This is a genomic window from Bradyrhizobium sp. WSM2793 (assembly GCF_000379585.1).
Lineage (GTDB): Bacteria > Pseudomonadota > Alphaproteobacteria > Rhizobiales > Xanthobacteraceae > Bradyrhizobium.
In genome coordinates, this window is record NZ_KB902809.1 from 1 (window position 1) to 13,937 (window position 13,937).

Genomic DNA, 13,937 nt, shown 5'->3' on the forward strand with positions numbered 1-13,937 from the left:
TCAGCGGCCATCTCGTCACCGACGGCAGCGGCAACACCACCGTCTATCTCGGTAGCACCGGCACGCCGGCAACGCTTGCGACCGTCGACGATCTGTTCACCGCAATCGATCTCGCCAGCGGCGTCAAGACAGTTGCGATCAGTTCCGGTGCTGCGACGATCGCCACGAGCGTCGGCCAGACCGCCTCGACCGTTGCTGGCGGCGCCGTCTCGCTGAGGAGTTCGACAGGTGCGGATCTGACCGTCACCGGCAAGGCCGACCTGCTCAAGGCCCTCAACCTGACGAACTCTGTGGGCGGCGGCAATGCCACCGTGAACGTCAACCGGACCACGAGCGCGGCCTCGCTGGGTGCGGAGATCGCGGACGGCTCGACGCTGAACGTCGATGGTCACGTCATCACCTTCAAGAACGCGCCGGTTCCGGGCTCGACCGGGGCTCCGAGCGTTCCGAGCGGCTTCGGTGTCAGCGGCAACGTCGTCACCGACGGCAACGGCAACTCGACGGTCTACCTGCAGGCCGGCACGGTCAACGACGTCTTGAAGGCGATCGACCTTGCCACCGGCGTGCAGACCGCGACGATCAACGCCAACGGCACCGCGACGCTTGGGACCGCCACCGGTCAGTCGAATTCGACGATCAATACGTCCGGTCAGCTCAAGATCTCGACCGGCGTCAACGCCGACCTCTCGATCACCGGCACCGGCAATGCGCTGAACGTGTTCGGCCTCGCCGGCAATACCGGCAACGCGACCGCGTTCACCGCGGCCCGCACCTCCGGCATCGGCGGCATCGCCGGCAAGACCTTGACCTTCTCCTCCTTCAACGGCGGCACGGCGGTCAACGTCACCTTCGGCGACGGCACCAACGGCACCGTCAAGACGCTCGACCAGCTCAACACCAAGCTGCAGGCCAACAACCTGTCTGCGACGATCGACGCCAACGGCCTGCTGACCATCACCGCGTCCAACGACTACGCGTCCTCGACGCTGGGCTCGACGGCTGCCGGCGGCGCGATCGGCGGAACGCTCACCTCGGCGCTGACCTTCTCGACGGCCTCCAACCCCGTCCAGGATGGCGTTGCCCAGACGGCGCGTGCCAATCTGGTGTCCCAGTACAACAACATCCTGAACCAGATCGACACGACCTCGCAGGACTCCTCGTTCAACGGCGTCAACCTCTTGAACGGCGATCAGCTCAAGCTGGTGTTCGACGAGACCGGCAAGTCGAGCCTGAACATCACCGGCGTGACCTACAACTCCAAGGGTCTTGGTCTTGCTGCCCTGACCGTCGGCGTCGACTTCATCGACAACGCCGCCGCCAACCGGGTGCTGACCAATCTGAACGCCGCGTCGAGCACGCTGCGCTCGGAAGCCTCGAGCCTCGGTTCGAACCTCTCGGTCGTGCAGATCCGTCAGGACTTCAACAAGAACCTGATCAACGTGCTGCAGACCGGCTCGTCCAACCTGACCCTGGCCGACACCAACGTCGAGGCGGCCAACAGCCAGGCGCTGTCGACCCGCCAGTCGATCGCGGTCTCCGCGCTGTCGCTGGCCAACACCTCGCAGCAGAGCGTGCTCCAGCTGCTCCGCTAATAAGCAGCTGAAATCACTAAACAAACCAGAGCGGCGGGGTCATTTGCCCCGCCGCTCTTTTTTGCGTCCGGAGGCGGAGAGCGGCGTTCACCGTCGGTTAACCCTATCGATTAAACCGGCGTTAACCATACTTTAAAGGACACCTCCTAAAACTGGACAAAAGCCCGCTTTCGAGACCGCGCGGCCGATTCGTATCCGGTTCAAGAGGAAGACTCGCCAATGTCCAACATCGTTCTCTCGGCGTCCGTTCGCCAGAACCTGTTGTCGCTGCAGTCGACGGCCGACTTGCTGGCCACGACGCAGGAGCGGCTGTCGACCGGCAAGAAGGTCAATACCGCGCTCGACAATCCCACCAACTTCTTCACGGCGCAGGGGTTGGACAACCGGGCGAGCGACATCAGCAACCTGCTCGATGGCATCAATAATGGTGTCCAGGTGCTGCAAGCCGCCAACACCGGCATCACCTCGCTGCAGAAGCTGATCGACAGCGCGAAATCGATCGCCAACCAGGCGCTGCAGACTACGGTCGGCTACTCCACCAAGTCCAACGTCTCCACCACCATTCCCGGTGCGACGCCGGCCGACTTGCGCGGGACGACCTCCTATGCAAGCGCGACCGCCAAGAGCAACGTGCTCTATACCGGTGCTGCCGGTGGCACGACCCCGGTCACCGGAACCGCCGCACTTGGCGCCTCGCTGGGCTCGAGCGCCGGCACATTGGTCGGATTTGCGGCGACCGCGGCCGACGGCACCACCGTGCTCAGCGGCACCGCCACGCTGGTCGGCACCACCGCTTCCACCACCTTCGGCGCCGCGCCCGCGGATGGCGACACCATCACGGTGAACGGCAAGTCCATCACCTTCCGCACCGGCGTCGCTCCGGCCACGCAGCCGACCGGCTGGGGCCTCGACGCCAGCGGGCACATCGCCACCGACGGCAACGGCAATTCGATCGTCTATGAGGGAACGGCGGCGGCGCCCGCGGCGACCATCAACGACGTCCTCACCGCGATCGACCTCGCCAGCGGCGTCAAGACAGCTACAATCAGTGCGGGTGCGGCGACCATCGCGGTCAGCGGTTCGGCGGGTCCCGTCGGCACGCTTCAAGTCGCATCGTCCATCACCGGCGGCCAGGTCACGCTGAAGAGCTCGACCGGCGCCGATCTGAGCGTGACGGGCAAGGCCGACTTCCTCAACAAGCTCGGTCTGACCGCGGCGACCGGCGCAGGCAATGCAAGCGTGACCGCGAACCGGTCGACAACCGCCGGCTCGCTCGGCTCTCTCGTTCAGGACGGCTCGACGCTGAACATCGACGGCCACACCATCACGTTCAAGAACGCGCAGACGCCGCAATCGGCGGCGAGCGTCACGTCGGGTGGCGTCAGCGGCAACATCGTCACCGACGGCAACGGCAACTCGACGGTCTATATCCAGAGCGCGACGTTGACCGACCTGCTCAACGCGGTCGACCTTGCCACCGGCGTCAAGACCGCGAGCCTCTTTAACGGCGCGGCGACCCTGTCGACCACTGCGGGCCAGATCCCGTCGTCCGTCAACAGCAGCGGTCAGCTTGCGCTCTCCACCGGCATCAACTCCGATCTTTCGATCACCGGCACCGGCAACGCCCTCAGCGCGTTCGGCCTCAGCGGCAACACGGGAACGGCGACCGCCTTTACCGCGGCGCGAACCTCCGGTGTTGGCGGTGTCAGCGGCAAGACCCTGACCTTCTCCTCCTTCAACGGCGGTACGCCGGTGAACGTCACCTTCGGCGACGGCACCAACGGCACCGTCAAGACGCTCGATCAGCTCAATGTGCAGCTTCAGGCCAACCACCTGACGGCGACGATCGACGCCAACGGCGTGCTGACGGTCACCACCGTCAACGAATACGCCTCCTCGACCCTTGGTTCGACGGCGGCGGGCGGCGCGGTCGGTGGTACGCTCACCGGCGTGCTCGCCTTTACCACTGCACAGCCGCCGGTTCAGGATCCCGTCGCGCAGACGGCGCGTTCGAGCCTGGTCAGCCAGTTCAACAACATCCTGGCGCAGATCGATACGACGTCGCAGGACTCGTCCTTCAACGGCATCAACCTGCTCAACGGCGACACGCTGAAGCTGGTCTTCAACGAAACCGGCAGCTCCACGCTCGGCATCAACGGCGTCGTGTTCAACGCGGCCGGCCTCGGCCTCAGCAATCTCGTTCCCGGCACGGACTTCATCGACAACGGCGCCACCAACAAGGTGCTGGCCAGCCTGAATGCCGCCTCGAGCAGACTGCGCTCGGAAGGCTCCTCGCTCGGTTCGAACCTCTCGATCGTGCAGGTGCGCCAGGACTTCTCCAAGAACCTGATCAACGTGCTGCAGACCGGCTCGTCCAACCTGACGCTCGCCGATACCAACGAGGAAGCGGCCAACAGCCAGGCGCTGTCGACCCGCCAGTCGATCGCGGTGTCCGCACTGTCGCTGGCCAACCAGTCGCAGCAGAGTGTGTTGCAGCTGCTCCGCTAATTTCGCGGCGCAAAGATCGCCACACGATATATCGCGGCGGGGCTAACGCTCCGCCGTTCTTTTGAGGGAGATCGCTAAGACAAGATTAGCTGAGATCGACACGCATCACGCGAGCGAGTTTACATCGTTCATGTGTGGATCTAGCGTTGCGCCGACGAAGAGCTCCGTAACCCGTAATTATCCGGAGGGCTTCCAAGCACAACACGTAAGCAAATCTTAAGCGGTGCTGCCTAGGGTTGGGAAAGAAATCCTTAAGCGCGTCCAACGCGCTAGGTAACCTCCAGGGTGTGATTGATGTCGAATTCCGCTGCCTCGGCTTATGCGCGTGTTGCAACAACCACCGCATCTCCTCGCGACATCGAGGCGCAGACCCTGCTCAAGGCCGCGAACAAGCTCCAGGATGCGGTGAACAACGCCGATCCGCTCAGCGAGCAGACCATGCAGGCCCTGATGTTCAACCGCAAGCTCTGGACCATCTTCCTGAGCGAGGCGATGCGCGACAACAATCCGCAGCCGATCGACGTCCGGCAGAAGATCGCCAACATCAGCGTGTTCGTGCTGAGCCAGACCGCCGCGCTGCAGATGAGCCCGCAGTTCGATCACTTCCGTCCGCTGATCGAGATCAACCGCAATATCGCTGCGGGCCTGTCCGGACGGCCGTGACGAGGACACGTGATGGTCGGCATCGCGAGCATTTGCCAGCGATTGCCTCGGCCAGCTCAATGCGCAATCGTCAGGCGCTGACGTCGGTGCTGAGTGGACGCGAGGGCTCGGACTTCATATCCATTGCATGGAAATAGGCCCGCCGGCGCAGCATCGCTTCGTCGGGGAACTGGTTGACCACCGCGTCGGTCCTCTCGTTGACGACCTGGAAGACGAACGATGCGGCCGCCTGGTCGAACACGACCTGGCGCGAGACGTTCTCGTGGTTCGGCAGATCGTTGCGCACGGGCGCGCCCGTATCCGCCGCGGCGACCGTCTGGCGCACCGGAAGATCAGTCTGCACAGCCTCGTTCGCCGCCGCATTGGACGTCGTGACGATCTGCACGGGGGCCGGGATCCCCACCGGCCTGATGCTGAAATCTGTACTCATGGCAGCCTCCTGGTTGCCTAATGTGAGTCAAATCCCAACCCCTCTAATAACGCAACCATGGAACACCAGGACTGAAGACCCGGTAAGGAAACGTGACTAACCGCGCGACGATTTCGCCGCGCGGTTTTTCGTAAAATTGTCGCTTGTTCTTGTGGCGCTCAGCTCAGAGCGAGCGGCTGACCGCCAACGGCGTGATGTGGCGCGGACCTGGAGCTGCGCGGCGACCAGCGGCCGTATAGGTGTTCGGCACGTTGCGCTTCTGGAGCTCGGCATTGACGCCGCGCACGACGCTTTCGGAGACCGCGTGCGCGGTCGCGAGCACGGTGAGATTGACCTGGAGCATCGCGCGGAACGCATCGTGGTGGCGGTGCAGTGTCGAGAGCAGCTCCGGCGCGGATTTCGCAAGCTGCGCCTGGTTTGCCTTCAACTGGCTGACGGCGCCGACATAGTTTCGCGACAGCTCCTGCTTCTTGCTCTCAAGCGTCATCGCCTCGCGGACCTTGCCGGCACGAACCAGCTCGGTCTCGCGCTCGATCAGTCCGAGCAGGGCGCTCATCGCGTCCATCAGGTCTTCGGCGAGCTTGCGCGCCTCGGCGCTGCCGGGCGCGGTGTTCGGGCGCTGTTGCATCGGCTGACGTGAGGCGTTGAAATGGTTCATCTCGTTTGACCTTATGCCGTGCGGATCGTTTTCGCCTGCTGCATGATGAGGGTGCGGTAGACTTCGGTGGCGATGCCGACGCCGCCGGCCTTGGCGAAGTTCTTGGAATATTGCTCGGTCAGCATCGAGCGCCACACGCCGGTGCCGGGCGTGTCGCCGAACGGGCCTTCGCCTTTCAGGCCCGATGTCATCTGCGAGAACATGCTGTTGAGGAACATCGCCTCGAAGTCGGTGGCGGTCTTCTGCGCCCTGGCCTGCTGCTTCGGCGAGACCTTTTGTAGGGCGGCGGCGAGCTCGAAATCGGGCCGGCCGTTGCGGCTCTCGACCGAGAAAGCCGAGGAGGTGGCGAGGCGCGGTGTGCTGATCGTGCTCGCCTGCATCACATCACCTCGATGTCGGCTTCGATCGCACCGGCGGCCTTGATTGCCTGGAGGATGCTGATCATGTCGCGCGGACCGATGCCGAGGCCGTTGAGGCCGTCGACGAGCTGCTGCAGCGAGACGCCGTCCTTGACGACGGCCAGCTTCTTGCCGTCCTCGGTGACGGTGACGCTGCTGCGCGGCGCGACCACCGTGCGGCCGCGCGACAGTGGGTTGGGCTGACTCACCTGTGGGCTCTCGGAGATGGTGACGGTGAGGTTGCCCTGCGCCACCGCGACGGTGGCGACGCGGACGTCGCGCCCCATCACGATGATGCCGCTGCGTTCGTCGATGATGATCTTGGCGGCAAGATCCGGGTCGACCTGGAGCTGCTCGATCTCGGTGAGAAAGGCGACGACGTTGCCCTTGAACTCGGGCGGGACCGAAAGCTGGACCGTGGAGGGATCGATCGGTTCGGCGGTCTTGACGCCGAGATAGTCGTTGACCGCGGCTGCGATCCGCTTGGCTGTGGTGAAGTCGGCGTTGCGCAGCGCCAGGCGCACGTTCGGCAGCCGATTGAGCGCGAACTCGATCTCGCGCTCGATGATGGCGCCGTTGGCGATGCGTCCCACGGTCGGAACGCCGCGCACGATCTTGGCCGCCTCGCCCTCGGCCTGGAAGCCGGAGATCGCGAGCGAGCCCTGCGCCACGGCGTAGACATTGCCATCGGCACCTAACAGGGGGGTGACGAGCAGGGTGCCGCCCTGGAGGTTCTTGGCGTCGCCGAGCGCGGAGACGGTGACGTCCATGCGCGTGCCTTGCGTGGCGAAGGCCGGCAGGTTGCCGGTGACCATCACGGCGGCGACGTTGCCGGTACGGATGGTGGCGCCGCGGATGTTGACGCCCATGCGCTCGAGCATCGCCTGCAGCGATTGCTTGGTGAAGGGGATGTTGTTGAGCGTGTCGCCGGTGCCGTTAAGGCCGACGACAAGACCGTAACCGATGAGCTGGTTCTGCCGCACGCCTTCGATATTGGCGAGGTCCTTGATGCGCGAGGTCGCAGCCGCCGGCGCGAGCGACAGCACCAGCGCCGACAGCGCGGCGCAGGCCACCCCAACAATCCTCACCCAACGAACGCTTGGCATCCTCTGCTCCCCAAGGATCCTCAAAGGGCTCCTCAAATCGGAAGGACCTGCACGACACTCCCATGACGAGCTGGTCCGGCGCTGTCCTTGCGAGGGCTGTGCCAACCCGGGGCGGAAGGGATAGGCCGCTGAATAGGTTGAATAAATCTGTTTCGACCGGTGTCAGCGAGTGTTGTCCCTGAGGAGCGAAACTGCCGCCCGTCGGCAGATTTTGCCGGGCCGTTTACGCGCCGTTAACCATAAGACGGCGAAGGTGACCGCATCGATCACCCGGATTCCCTCCGATGCGCATCTACGGACCGAACGGCACGACGCTTGGAACGCCGGCCAACCAGGCCAGGCGGACCGGCTCCGGCACCTTCGTGTTGCCCGACACCTCGTCGGCGCAGGAGACCCGGAGCGCTGCCGCACCGAAGGCCGCCACCAACATCGACGGGCTGCTCGCGCTGCAAGGCGTCGAGGAGGATCCGGTCGAGCGCCGCAAGCGCTCGGTCACCCGCGGCAGGACCGCGCTCGACGTGCTCGATGATCTCAAGATGGGCCTCCTGGCCGGCAATCTCGACGCCTCGACCGTGATGCGCTTGCGCGATGCCGCGGCGAACCTGAAATCGTCCTCCGGCGATCCCGGTCTCGATGCGGTGCTCTCCGAGATCGAGCTGCGCGTCGAGGTTGAACTCGCCAAGGCCGGACGGGCTTAATCGTCATCCGTCACCCTGAGGTGCGCACCCTGCAATGCAATTGCAGGGCAAGCCTCGAAGGGCGACGGCCCCGCTGAAGCATCTCGGCCGTGCATCCTTCGAGGCTCCCCATGGGACGCGTTGCGTCCCATGCCTCGCGCCTCAGGATGACGGGACTGCTATTGCATCTTCGCCGCACCCCTTACGCCGCTTCCTCCTTCTGCTGCGCGTCGTAGCGGCGCTGGGCGGCGAGAACGTCTTTCAGATTCTGCTCGGCCCAATCGCGCAGCGGATCGACTGCGCCGGCGAGCGTCAGCCCGAGCTGCGTGATCGAATATTCCACCGTGACCGGCACGGTCGCGATGGCATGGCGCTTGATCAGCCCGTCGCGTTCGAGCGATTTGAGAACCTGGCTCAGCATCTTCTGCGAAATGCCTTCGATCGTGCGGCGCAAATGATTGAAGCGCATCGGCTCCTCGCGCAGCAGCAGCAGGATCAGCACCGCCCATTTGTCGCCGATGCGATCAAGGATCTGGCGCGTGGGGCAGTTCGCTGCATAGACGTCGGGTTTCATCGTCGGTCCTCGGAATCCATGTTCGTCGCTTGCGCTACGCGTGGCGGTTACCCTTGCGTAATCAGGTAAGCACAAAGTGCGCTCTTAACACCAGCATTCTTTGCGATATCTAGTCACTGCTAGTTACCATAGAAGCAAAGGAGCCTTCCATGAAAATCGCAGTTGCCGGCGCCTCGGGTCGGGCCGGGTCGGAGATCACCAAGGAACTCTCCCGCCGCGGCCATGCCGTCACGGCCATCGCCCGGAACCCCGAGAAGATCGCGGCCCTGCCGAACGTCACGCCGACCAAGGGGGACGTGCTCGACCAGGCGGGTCTTGCCAAGCTGTGGGCTGGGCACGACGTCGCCGTGAGTTCCGTGCACTTCCTGGCCAGCGACGCGCGGAAGTTGATCGGTGCGGCGAAGGACGCCGGGGTTGGTCGTTACCTCGTCGTCGGCGGCGCCGGCAGCCTCGAGGTCGCGCCGGGCGTGAAACTGGTCACGACTCCCAATTTCCCGGCCCAATATAAGGCGGAAGCGGAGGCAGGCTCGACCTTCCTCGACCTCTTGCGGCAGGAAAAGGATTTGAACTGGACCTTCATTTCGCCGTCGGCCCTGTTCGTCGAAGGGGAACGCACGGCCAAGTTCCGCCTCGGCACCGATCAGCTTCTCGCAGATGCGAACGGAAAAAGCTGGATCACCTTCGCCGACTACGCCATTGCGCTCGCCGATGAGATCGAGCGGCCAGCCCATCTGCGGCAGCGTTTCACGGTCGGTTACTAGGCTTTCGGCGGTCCCCGGGCCCTCCAGGATAAACCTTCCTGTGCAAGGGCTTGGGGGCGCCAGCCGGGGCTTCAGGGAAATATTGTCTGTCACAGGACGCCACTATATAAGGCCCGGCTCAACGGACCCTGTTTCCGTTGCGAGTCGTTGATTAGACAGATAGGCCGCCCTTGGAAAAGTTGAAAAACTACCGACCGACCGAAAAAGAGCCTTTCATGAACGACCGGCAGAAGGAGTACTTCCGTTTGAAGCTCCTCGCCTGGAAGGATGAGATCCTCAAAGAGTCCAAGCTCACCCTGCAAGCCCTGCAGGAGGAGAACGTGAACCACCCCGATCTCGCCGATCGGGCATCGTCCGAAACCGACCGTGCCATCGAGCTCCGTGCCCGCGACCGCCAGCGCAAGCTGATCGCCAAGATCGACGCCGCGCTCCAGCGTATCGAGGACAACACCTACGGGTATTGCGAGGACACCGGCGAGCCGATCTCGTTGAAGCGGCTCGAGGCCCGGCCCATCGCGACGCTCTCGGTGGAGGCGCAGGAGCGCCACGAGAAGCGCGAGAAGGTCTATCGCGACGAATAGAGCCCGAGCCGCCGCGTGCGGCTCTTTTGTTTTTGGCTCACGGCGTCGCTTGAACGCCGCTGGTACGGCGCGTAGATTCGCGCCGCCATGATGATTTGCACTCTCAACATCGCATCGGTCTTCTTCCTGGGCTGAGCGCAGGCGCCTCCGTCGCGGAGGCATTGCGTCCCGCGAGTTCGACTTGCGGCTTCCCAACCGATTGAGCCAGCCGGTTCCGCAGCGAGCGGACGATGAGGGCTGGCGAGCAATTGAGAGATCATCATGACTGCCAATTCGCGCGCGTTGGACGACGCGCAAATAGCCCAATTCATCCGCGACGGCTTTGTCCGGATCGACAATGCTTTCCCAAGTGAGCTCGCCGAGGCCGCCCGCGCCATCATCTGGCGCGATCTGCCATGCAGCGAGCACGACCCCGCGAGCTGGACCCGGCCCGTGGTGCGGCTGCCCTATTATGGCGGCCCGCCGTTCGGGGATGCCATCAACACCGCCGTGCTCCATGCCGCCTTCGACCAGATCGTCGGGCAGGGGCGGTGGCGGCCGCGACGCGACGTCGGCACCTTTCCGGTGCGTTTTCCGCACCCGGACGATCCGGGCGACGACGGCTGGCATGTCGATCTCAGCTTTCCCGGCGAGGCCAGCAACCCGAACGAGACGCAGGATTTCTCGGCCTGGCGCGTCAACATCACCTCGCGGGGGCGGGCGCTGCTGTTGCTGTTCCTGTTCTCCGATGTCGGTGACGACGATGCGCCGACGCGGATCCGGGTCGGCTCGCATCGGCCGATGGCGCGCTATCTGGCGCCAGCCGGCGATGCGGGGCGGGCGCACATGATGCTGGAGCACATGGGGTCCGATTGTCCGGTGGCGCTCGCGACCGGTGCGGCCGGCACGGTCTATCTCTGTCATCCCTTCCTGATCCATGCCGCGCAGAAGCATCGGGGAACGCGACCGCGCTTCCTGGCGCAACCACCGCTGCATCTCGCCGAGCCGTACCGGCTGGAGCGGAGCGACGGCGACTACTCGCCGGTCGAGGTCGCCATCCGCCTCGCGCTTGGACACATTTGACGGAAGCGATGTCCCTGCACGCGGCGTTGTGGCGGGTTCCTGCGCCACAACGCCGCTGTCGTCCGACGCCAATTTCCGGGATCGCGAAAAATGAATCGCGATCAATGGGCTAGAGTCGAATCCTGCATGCTCACGTGAGTTCGCATGAGAAAAAGCCTTCACTTCAGGTGCGGGAAGTTTTGCGAGTCGCATCAAGGAGATCGACCGACATCTTGAGACGGCGGCGCAGCGGCTTCACGCATCGCTGCAATCAGGGTCTCGTTCCGCGCGGGCCGGGGTGGGCCTGGCGCTTGGCTCCATAAAGACCGGAGAACTCAATATTTCCTTAAGCGGCGGGAGCCCCCCGTATTCGGCCCGGCTGAGCGCCGACCAGCGCTTGTCAGGCGCGAACGGGGATGCTGAACTGAGCCGCAATGTTGCGTAGCGTGGGAGGCGGCGCCGATGGATAAGATTCTCGAAGCCGCAAAGGCGATCGCGCTGGCGCGCCGCAACCATGCGCCGCTCGCGGCCCTGGAACGTCCCCCCATGGATGAAGCCGAGGGCTACCAGGTCCAGCGCGCGGTGCACGATCTGCTGCTGCCGCATCTCGGGCCGCTGGTCGGCTACAAGATCGGCTGCACCAGCCAGGTGATGCAGGACTATATCGGCATCCCGCATCCCTGCGGCGGCGGCGTGTTCCAAAAGGGCGTGCACGACACCGGCGCCAAGCTCGCCGCCTCCAACTATGTCCGGGTCGGGGTCGAATGCGAGATCGCGGTGCGGCTGAAGCGCGACCTTGCCGCCGGCGAGGCGCCGTTCACGGCCGAATGGGTCGGCGAGGCGGTCGAGGCCTATCATCCCGCCATCGAGATCGTCGATGACCGCTACGTGAAGTGGGAGGCGATGGGCGCCCCGACGCTGATCGCCGACGACTTCTTCGCCGCCGGCTGCGTGCTCGCCCCGGCGGTTCCGCGCTCGTCGGTGCCGGACCTGAAGGCGGTCAAGGGCCGCGCCATCCTCAACGGCGAGGAGGTCAGCCACGGCACCGGCGCCGACGTGCTCGGTCATCCGCACAACGCGCTCGCCTGGCTCGCCAATCATCTCGCCGCCGAAGGCAAGGGTCTTCACGCGGGACAGCTCGTGCTGACGGGCAGCCTGGTCAAGACGCTGTGGCTGAAGGCCGGCGACAAGGTGCGGATGGAACTGGACGGGCTGGGAGCGGTGGACGTGAAGTTTACCTGAGGGGCACCGGTAGTCCCCGCAGTCATTCCCCGCGAAGGCGGGGAATCCAGTACGCAGCGCTGCACCAGTACAATCACGAATATCTCGGAGTACTGGATCGTCCACCTTCGCGGACGATGACAGAGGGGTGGCTTGAATGCTGTACCCTCATCCACGTCATTGCGAGCGAAGCGAAGCAATCCAGAACCCCTTGGCGGAGCAATTCTGGATTGCTTCGCTTCCGCCTTCGCTCTTTGAGCTTCGGCGGACGAGCCGCTGGCAAAGACCGCGTGCGGCGACAGCGTTGCCAAAATGTCGCGAGCCTCTCTGGTGATGTGCAGTTTCTGTCTCCATCCGACAGAGATATCTTGCGCCCGCCGGCGATCGGGTCTATGAGCCCCGTCCCATTCAACCTGCGCGTTCAACAATGAGGAGACCAGCCGTGAACAGTCTGTGGCGATCGACACGCTCCGTGCCGACGCTCTCACTGCGTCCGGCTGACAGTCATCCAATCATGTTGAACGACAATGGCACATTCATTGATTCAGCGCCGGCGGGAGGCCGAGCGCGCGCGGGTTGAAGCCTACGAGCTGTCGCTGCGGCATGTGTCGCAGCGGACGCGTCCTCCACCGGATTTCGAGACCGCGATCTACGAGGCCAGGCGTGGCTTCGAGGCCGACATCGTGCGCGATGCCGAGGCCTGGAAGCCGCGGATGAAGACTCGCGATGCCGCGCGTCTTCGTCTTGCCGCGGCTCGCTATCTCTTCGCGCGCTATCCTGTCGCAGAACATCTGGAGCAGATCTGGATCGACGGCGCGGGACTGGGCGCCGGCGAGCTTCATTTGCGCAAGCGCTGGTATATCGCGGCGGCCGGCGGCGGTTCGCTCTACACTGCCGGTGCGGCCGAATGGCTGTCTCGCAAGGAGGTCCATGCGTTCCTCAATCCGTTGGGGAGCGTTGGCTTCGAGGCTGCGATCTGGCAGGCGATCGCGCGATCCTATGCGAACGATCCCGCCATTGCGATGCGGATCGCACGCACCAGGATCACGCAGACGCCGCGCGCTCAGAATCGCTTCTGGCGCGAGGTGGTGCGCTTCTTCTGCGCGCATCCCACCACGGTCGAGGACATGGATGACTTCCACGATTACCTCGCCGATTGCCACCGGCGTGATCCGGAGTACATCCTCAAGGGGCGTTCACTGATCTCGCTTGGTCGGCAGATGCGCGAATGGCATCGCGATCTCGATGCGATCGCTCGTATCGAGGCCGCACGCCGTCGCGCCGAGGCGGCGCGAAACCGTGCGCGAGGGCTGGCAGCAAGGCCCGAGCAGATCGAGGAGCGTTGGCTCGGTGCAGCGATTGCGGACTGGTCATGGACCAGGTCGTCCAAGGACCGGGCCAAGCGTGAAGAGTATGTTGTGGTCCAGTTGCGGACCGCAGCCGATCTCGTGGCCGAGACGCGGGGTATGCGCCACTGCGTTGCCTCTTACGCGACAAAGTGCATTGCCGGGCAGGCGTCGATCTGGTCGCTCCGTCGCCGTGCCTCGGGCGACGTCCAGCGGCTGCTGACCATCGAGCTGGATTCCCGTTCCCGGGCGGTTCAGGTTCGCGGGTTTGCAAACCGTCCGCCGCTCGCGGAGGAGAGCAAGATCCTGGAGCGGTGGGCGCAAGCACGCGGGATCATGCTGCTGTGAGAGTTGCCTGCGCCGCTTTCCGCGGCGCAGGCA

General features: G+C 64.4%; 14 protein-coding genes. 9 read left to right on the forward strand and 5 right to left on the reverse strand.

Going from position 1 to position 13,937, the window contains the following annotated elements; genetic code table 11:
* The 3 genes from A3AS_RS0133400 to flaF form a co-directional block, all read left to right on the forward strand.
* Positions 1-1,592 (forward strand): DUF1522 domain-containing protein (locus A3AS_RS0133400; RefSeq protein WP_018321835.1); only part of this gene is annotated, 1,592 nt, incomplete at its 5' end.
* A 219-nt stretch (positions 1,593-1,811) separates the two neighbouring features.
* Positions 1,812-4,100, forward strand: a complete 2,289-nt coding sequence (locus A3AS_RS0133405) for a DUF1522 domain-containing protein (protein WP_018321836.1) — start codon at positions 1,812-1,814, stop codon at positions 4,098-4,100.
* A gap of 294 nt (positions 4,101-4,394) precedes the next feature.
* A complete protein-coding gene (gene flaF / locus A3AS_RS0133410; RefSeq protein WP_008554779.1) occupies positions 4,395-4,763 on the forward strand; it encodes a flagellar biosynthesis regulator FlaF in 369 nt (122 codons plus the stop codon).
* A gap of 70 nt (positions 4,764-4,833) precedes the next feature.
* Here the strand turns inward: flaF and A3AS_RS0133415 are convergent, their stop codons facing one another.
* The 4 genes from A3AS_RS0133415 to A3AS_RS0133430 all read right to left on the reverse strand — a co-directional run bounded on the left by A3AS_RS0133415 (position 4,834) and on the right by A3AS_RS0133430 (position 7,355).
* Positions 4,834-5,193 carry a hypothetical protein gene (locus A3AS_RS0133415; protein ID WP_018321837.1) on the reverse strand — a complete coding sequence of 120 codons (360 nt, stop codon included), beginning with the start codon at positions 5,191-5,193 and terminating at the stop codon, positions 4,834-4,836.
* 163 nt (positions 5,194-5,356) lie between these two features.
* Positions 5,357-5,851 (reverse strand): hypothetical protein, encoded by a 495-nt coding sequence (locus tag A3AS_RS0133420; protein ID WP_018321838.1) that lies wholly within the window; start codon positions 5,849-5,851, stop codon positions 5,357-5,359.
* Between the two features lie 11 nt (positions 5,852-5,862).
* Positions 5,863-6,231 (reverse strand): flagellar assembly peptidoglycan hydrolase FlgJ, encoded by a 369-nt coding sequence (flgJ, locus tag A3AS_RS0133425; protein ID WP_018321839.1) that lies wholly within the window; start codon positions 6,229-6,231, stop codon positions 5,863-5,865.
* Entirely contained in the window at positions 6,231-7,355 is a 1,125-nt protein-coding gene (locus A3AS_RS0133430; protein WP_026202627.1) for a flagellar basal body P-ring protein FlgI, read from the reverse strand. Before A3AS_RS0133430 ends, flgJ begins: the two co-directional genes overlap by 1 nt.
* Positions 7,356-7,639: 284 nt before the next feature.
* Here A3AS_RS0133430 and A3AS_RS0133435 point away from each other — a divergent pair, with 284 nt between their 5' ends.
* A complete protein-coding gene (locus A3AS_RS0133435) occupies positions 7,640-8,053 on the forward strand; it encodes a flagellar assembly protein FliX (protein WP_018321841.1) in 414 nt (137 codons plus the stop codon).
* A 181-nt stretch (positions 8,054-8,234) separates the two neighbouring features.
* Here A3AS_RS0133435 and A3AS_RS0133440 read toward each other — a convergent pair whose 3' ends face one another.
* Entirely contained in the window at positions 8,235-8,606 is a 372-nt protein-coding gene (locus A3AS_RS0133440) for a helix-turn-helix domain-containing protein (RefSeq protein ID WP_018321842.1), read from the reverse strand.
* 149 nt (positions 8,607-8,755) lie between these two features.
* Here A3AS_RS0133440 and A3AS_RS0133445 point away from each other — a divergent pair, with 149 nt between their 5' ends.
* The 5 genes from A3AS_RS0133445 to A3AS_RS0133465 all read left to right on the forward strand — a co-directional run bounded on the left by A3AS_RS0133445 (position 8,756) and on the right by A3AS_RS0133465 (position 13,904).
* A complete protein-coding gene (locus tag A3AS_RS0133445) occupies positions 8,756-9,367 on the forward strand; it encodes an NAD(P)-dependent oxidoreductase (protein ID WP_018321843.1) in 612 nt (203 codons plus the stop codon).
* Positions 9,368-9,582: 215 nt separating this feature from the next.
* A complete protein-coding gene (dksA, locus tag A3AS_RS0133450; protein ID WP_008554760.1) occupies positions 9,583-9,948 on the forward strand; it encodes an RNA polymerase-binding protein DksA in 366 nt (121 codons plus the stop codon).
* Between the two features lie 261 nt (positions 9,949-10,209).
* Positions 10,210-11,010, forward strand: a complete 801-nt coding sequence (locus A3AS_RS0133455; protein ID WP_018321844.1) for a phytanoyl-CoA dioxygenase family protein — start codon at positions 10,210-10,212, stop codon at positions 11,008-11,010.
* A gap of 441 nt (positions 11,011-11,451) precedes the next feature.
* Positions 11,452-12,231 (forward strand): 2-keto-4-pentenoate hydratase, encoded by a 780-nt coding sequence (locus A3AS_RS0133460; RefSeq protein WP_018321845.1) that lies wholly within the window; start codon positions 11,452-11,454, stop codon positions 12,229-12,231.
* Between the two features lie 506 nt (positions 12,232-12,737).
* Positions 12,738-13,904 (forward strand): PcfJ domain-containing protein, encoded by a 1,167-nt coding sequence (locus A3AS_RS0133465; protein ID WP_018321846.1) that lies wholly within the window; start codon positions 12,738-12,740, stop codon positions 13,902-13,904.
* Positions 13,905-13,937 lie beyond the last annotated feature (33 nt).

Bases quoted from the DNA above. Each gene is read 5' to 3' on its own strand.
- A3AS_RS0133420 (WP_018321838.1), bottom strand. From the start codon at position 5,851: ATGAACCATTTCAACGCCTCACGTCAGCCGATGCAACAGCGCCCGAAC.
- A3AS_RS0133405 (WP_018321836.1), top strand. From the start codon at position 1,812: ATGTCCAACATCGTTCTCTCGGCGTCCGTTCGCCAGAACCTGTTGTCG.
- A3AS_RS0133415 (WP_018321837.1), bottom strand. From the start codon at position 5,193: ATGAGTACAGATTTCAGCATCAGGCCGGTGGGGATCCCGGCCCCCGTG.
- A3AS_RS0133445 (WP_018321843.1), top strand. From the start codon at position 8,756: ATGAAAATCGCAGTTGCCGGCGCCTCGGGTCGGGCCGGGTCGGAGATC.
- dksA (WP_008554760.1), top strand. From the start codon at position 9,583: ATGAACGACCGGCAGAAGGAGTACTTCCGTTTGAAGCTCCTCGCCTGG.
- A3AS_RS0133465 (WP_018321846.1), top strand. From the start codon at position 12,738: ATGGCACATTCATTGATTCAGCGCCGGCGGGAGGCCGAGCGCGCGCGG.
- A3AS_RS0133455 (WP_018321844.1), top strand. From the start codon at position 10,210: ATGACTGCCAATTCGCGCGCGTTGGACGACGCGCAAATAGCCCAATTC.
- flgJ (WP_018321839.1), bottom strand. From the start codon at position 6,231: ATGCAGGCGAGCACGATCAGCACACCGCGCCTCGCCACCTCCTCGGCT.
- A3AS_RS0133430 (WP_026202627.1), bottom strand. From the start codon at position 7,355: ATGCCAAGCGTTCGTTGGGTGAGGATTGTTGGGGTGGCCTGCGCCGCG.
- A3AS_RS0133440 (WP_018321842.1), bottom strand. From the start codon at position 8,606: ATGAAACCCGACGTCTATGCAGCGAACTGCCCCACGCGCCAGATCCTT.
- flaF (WP_008554779.1), top strand. From the start codon at position 4,395: ATGTCGAATTCCGCTGCCTCGGCTTATGCGCGTGTTGCAACAACCACC.
- A3AS_RS0133460 (WP_018321845.1), top strand. From the start codon at position 11,452: ATGGATAAGATTCTCGAAGCCGCAAAGGCGATCGCGCTGGCGCGCCGC.
- A3AS_RS0133435 (WP_018321841.1), top strand. From the start codon at position 7,640: ATGCGCATCTACGGACCGAACGGCACGACGCTTGGAACGCCGGCCAAC.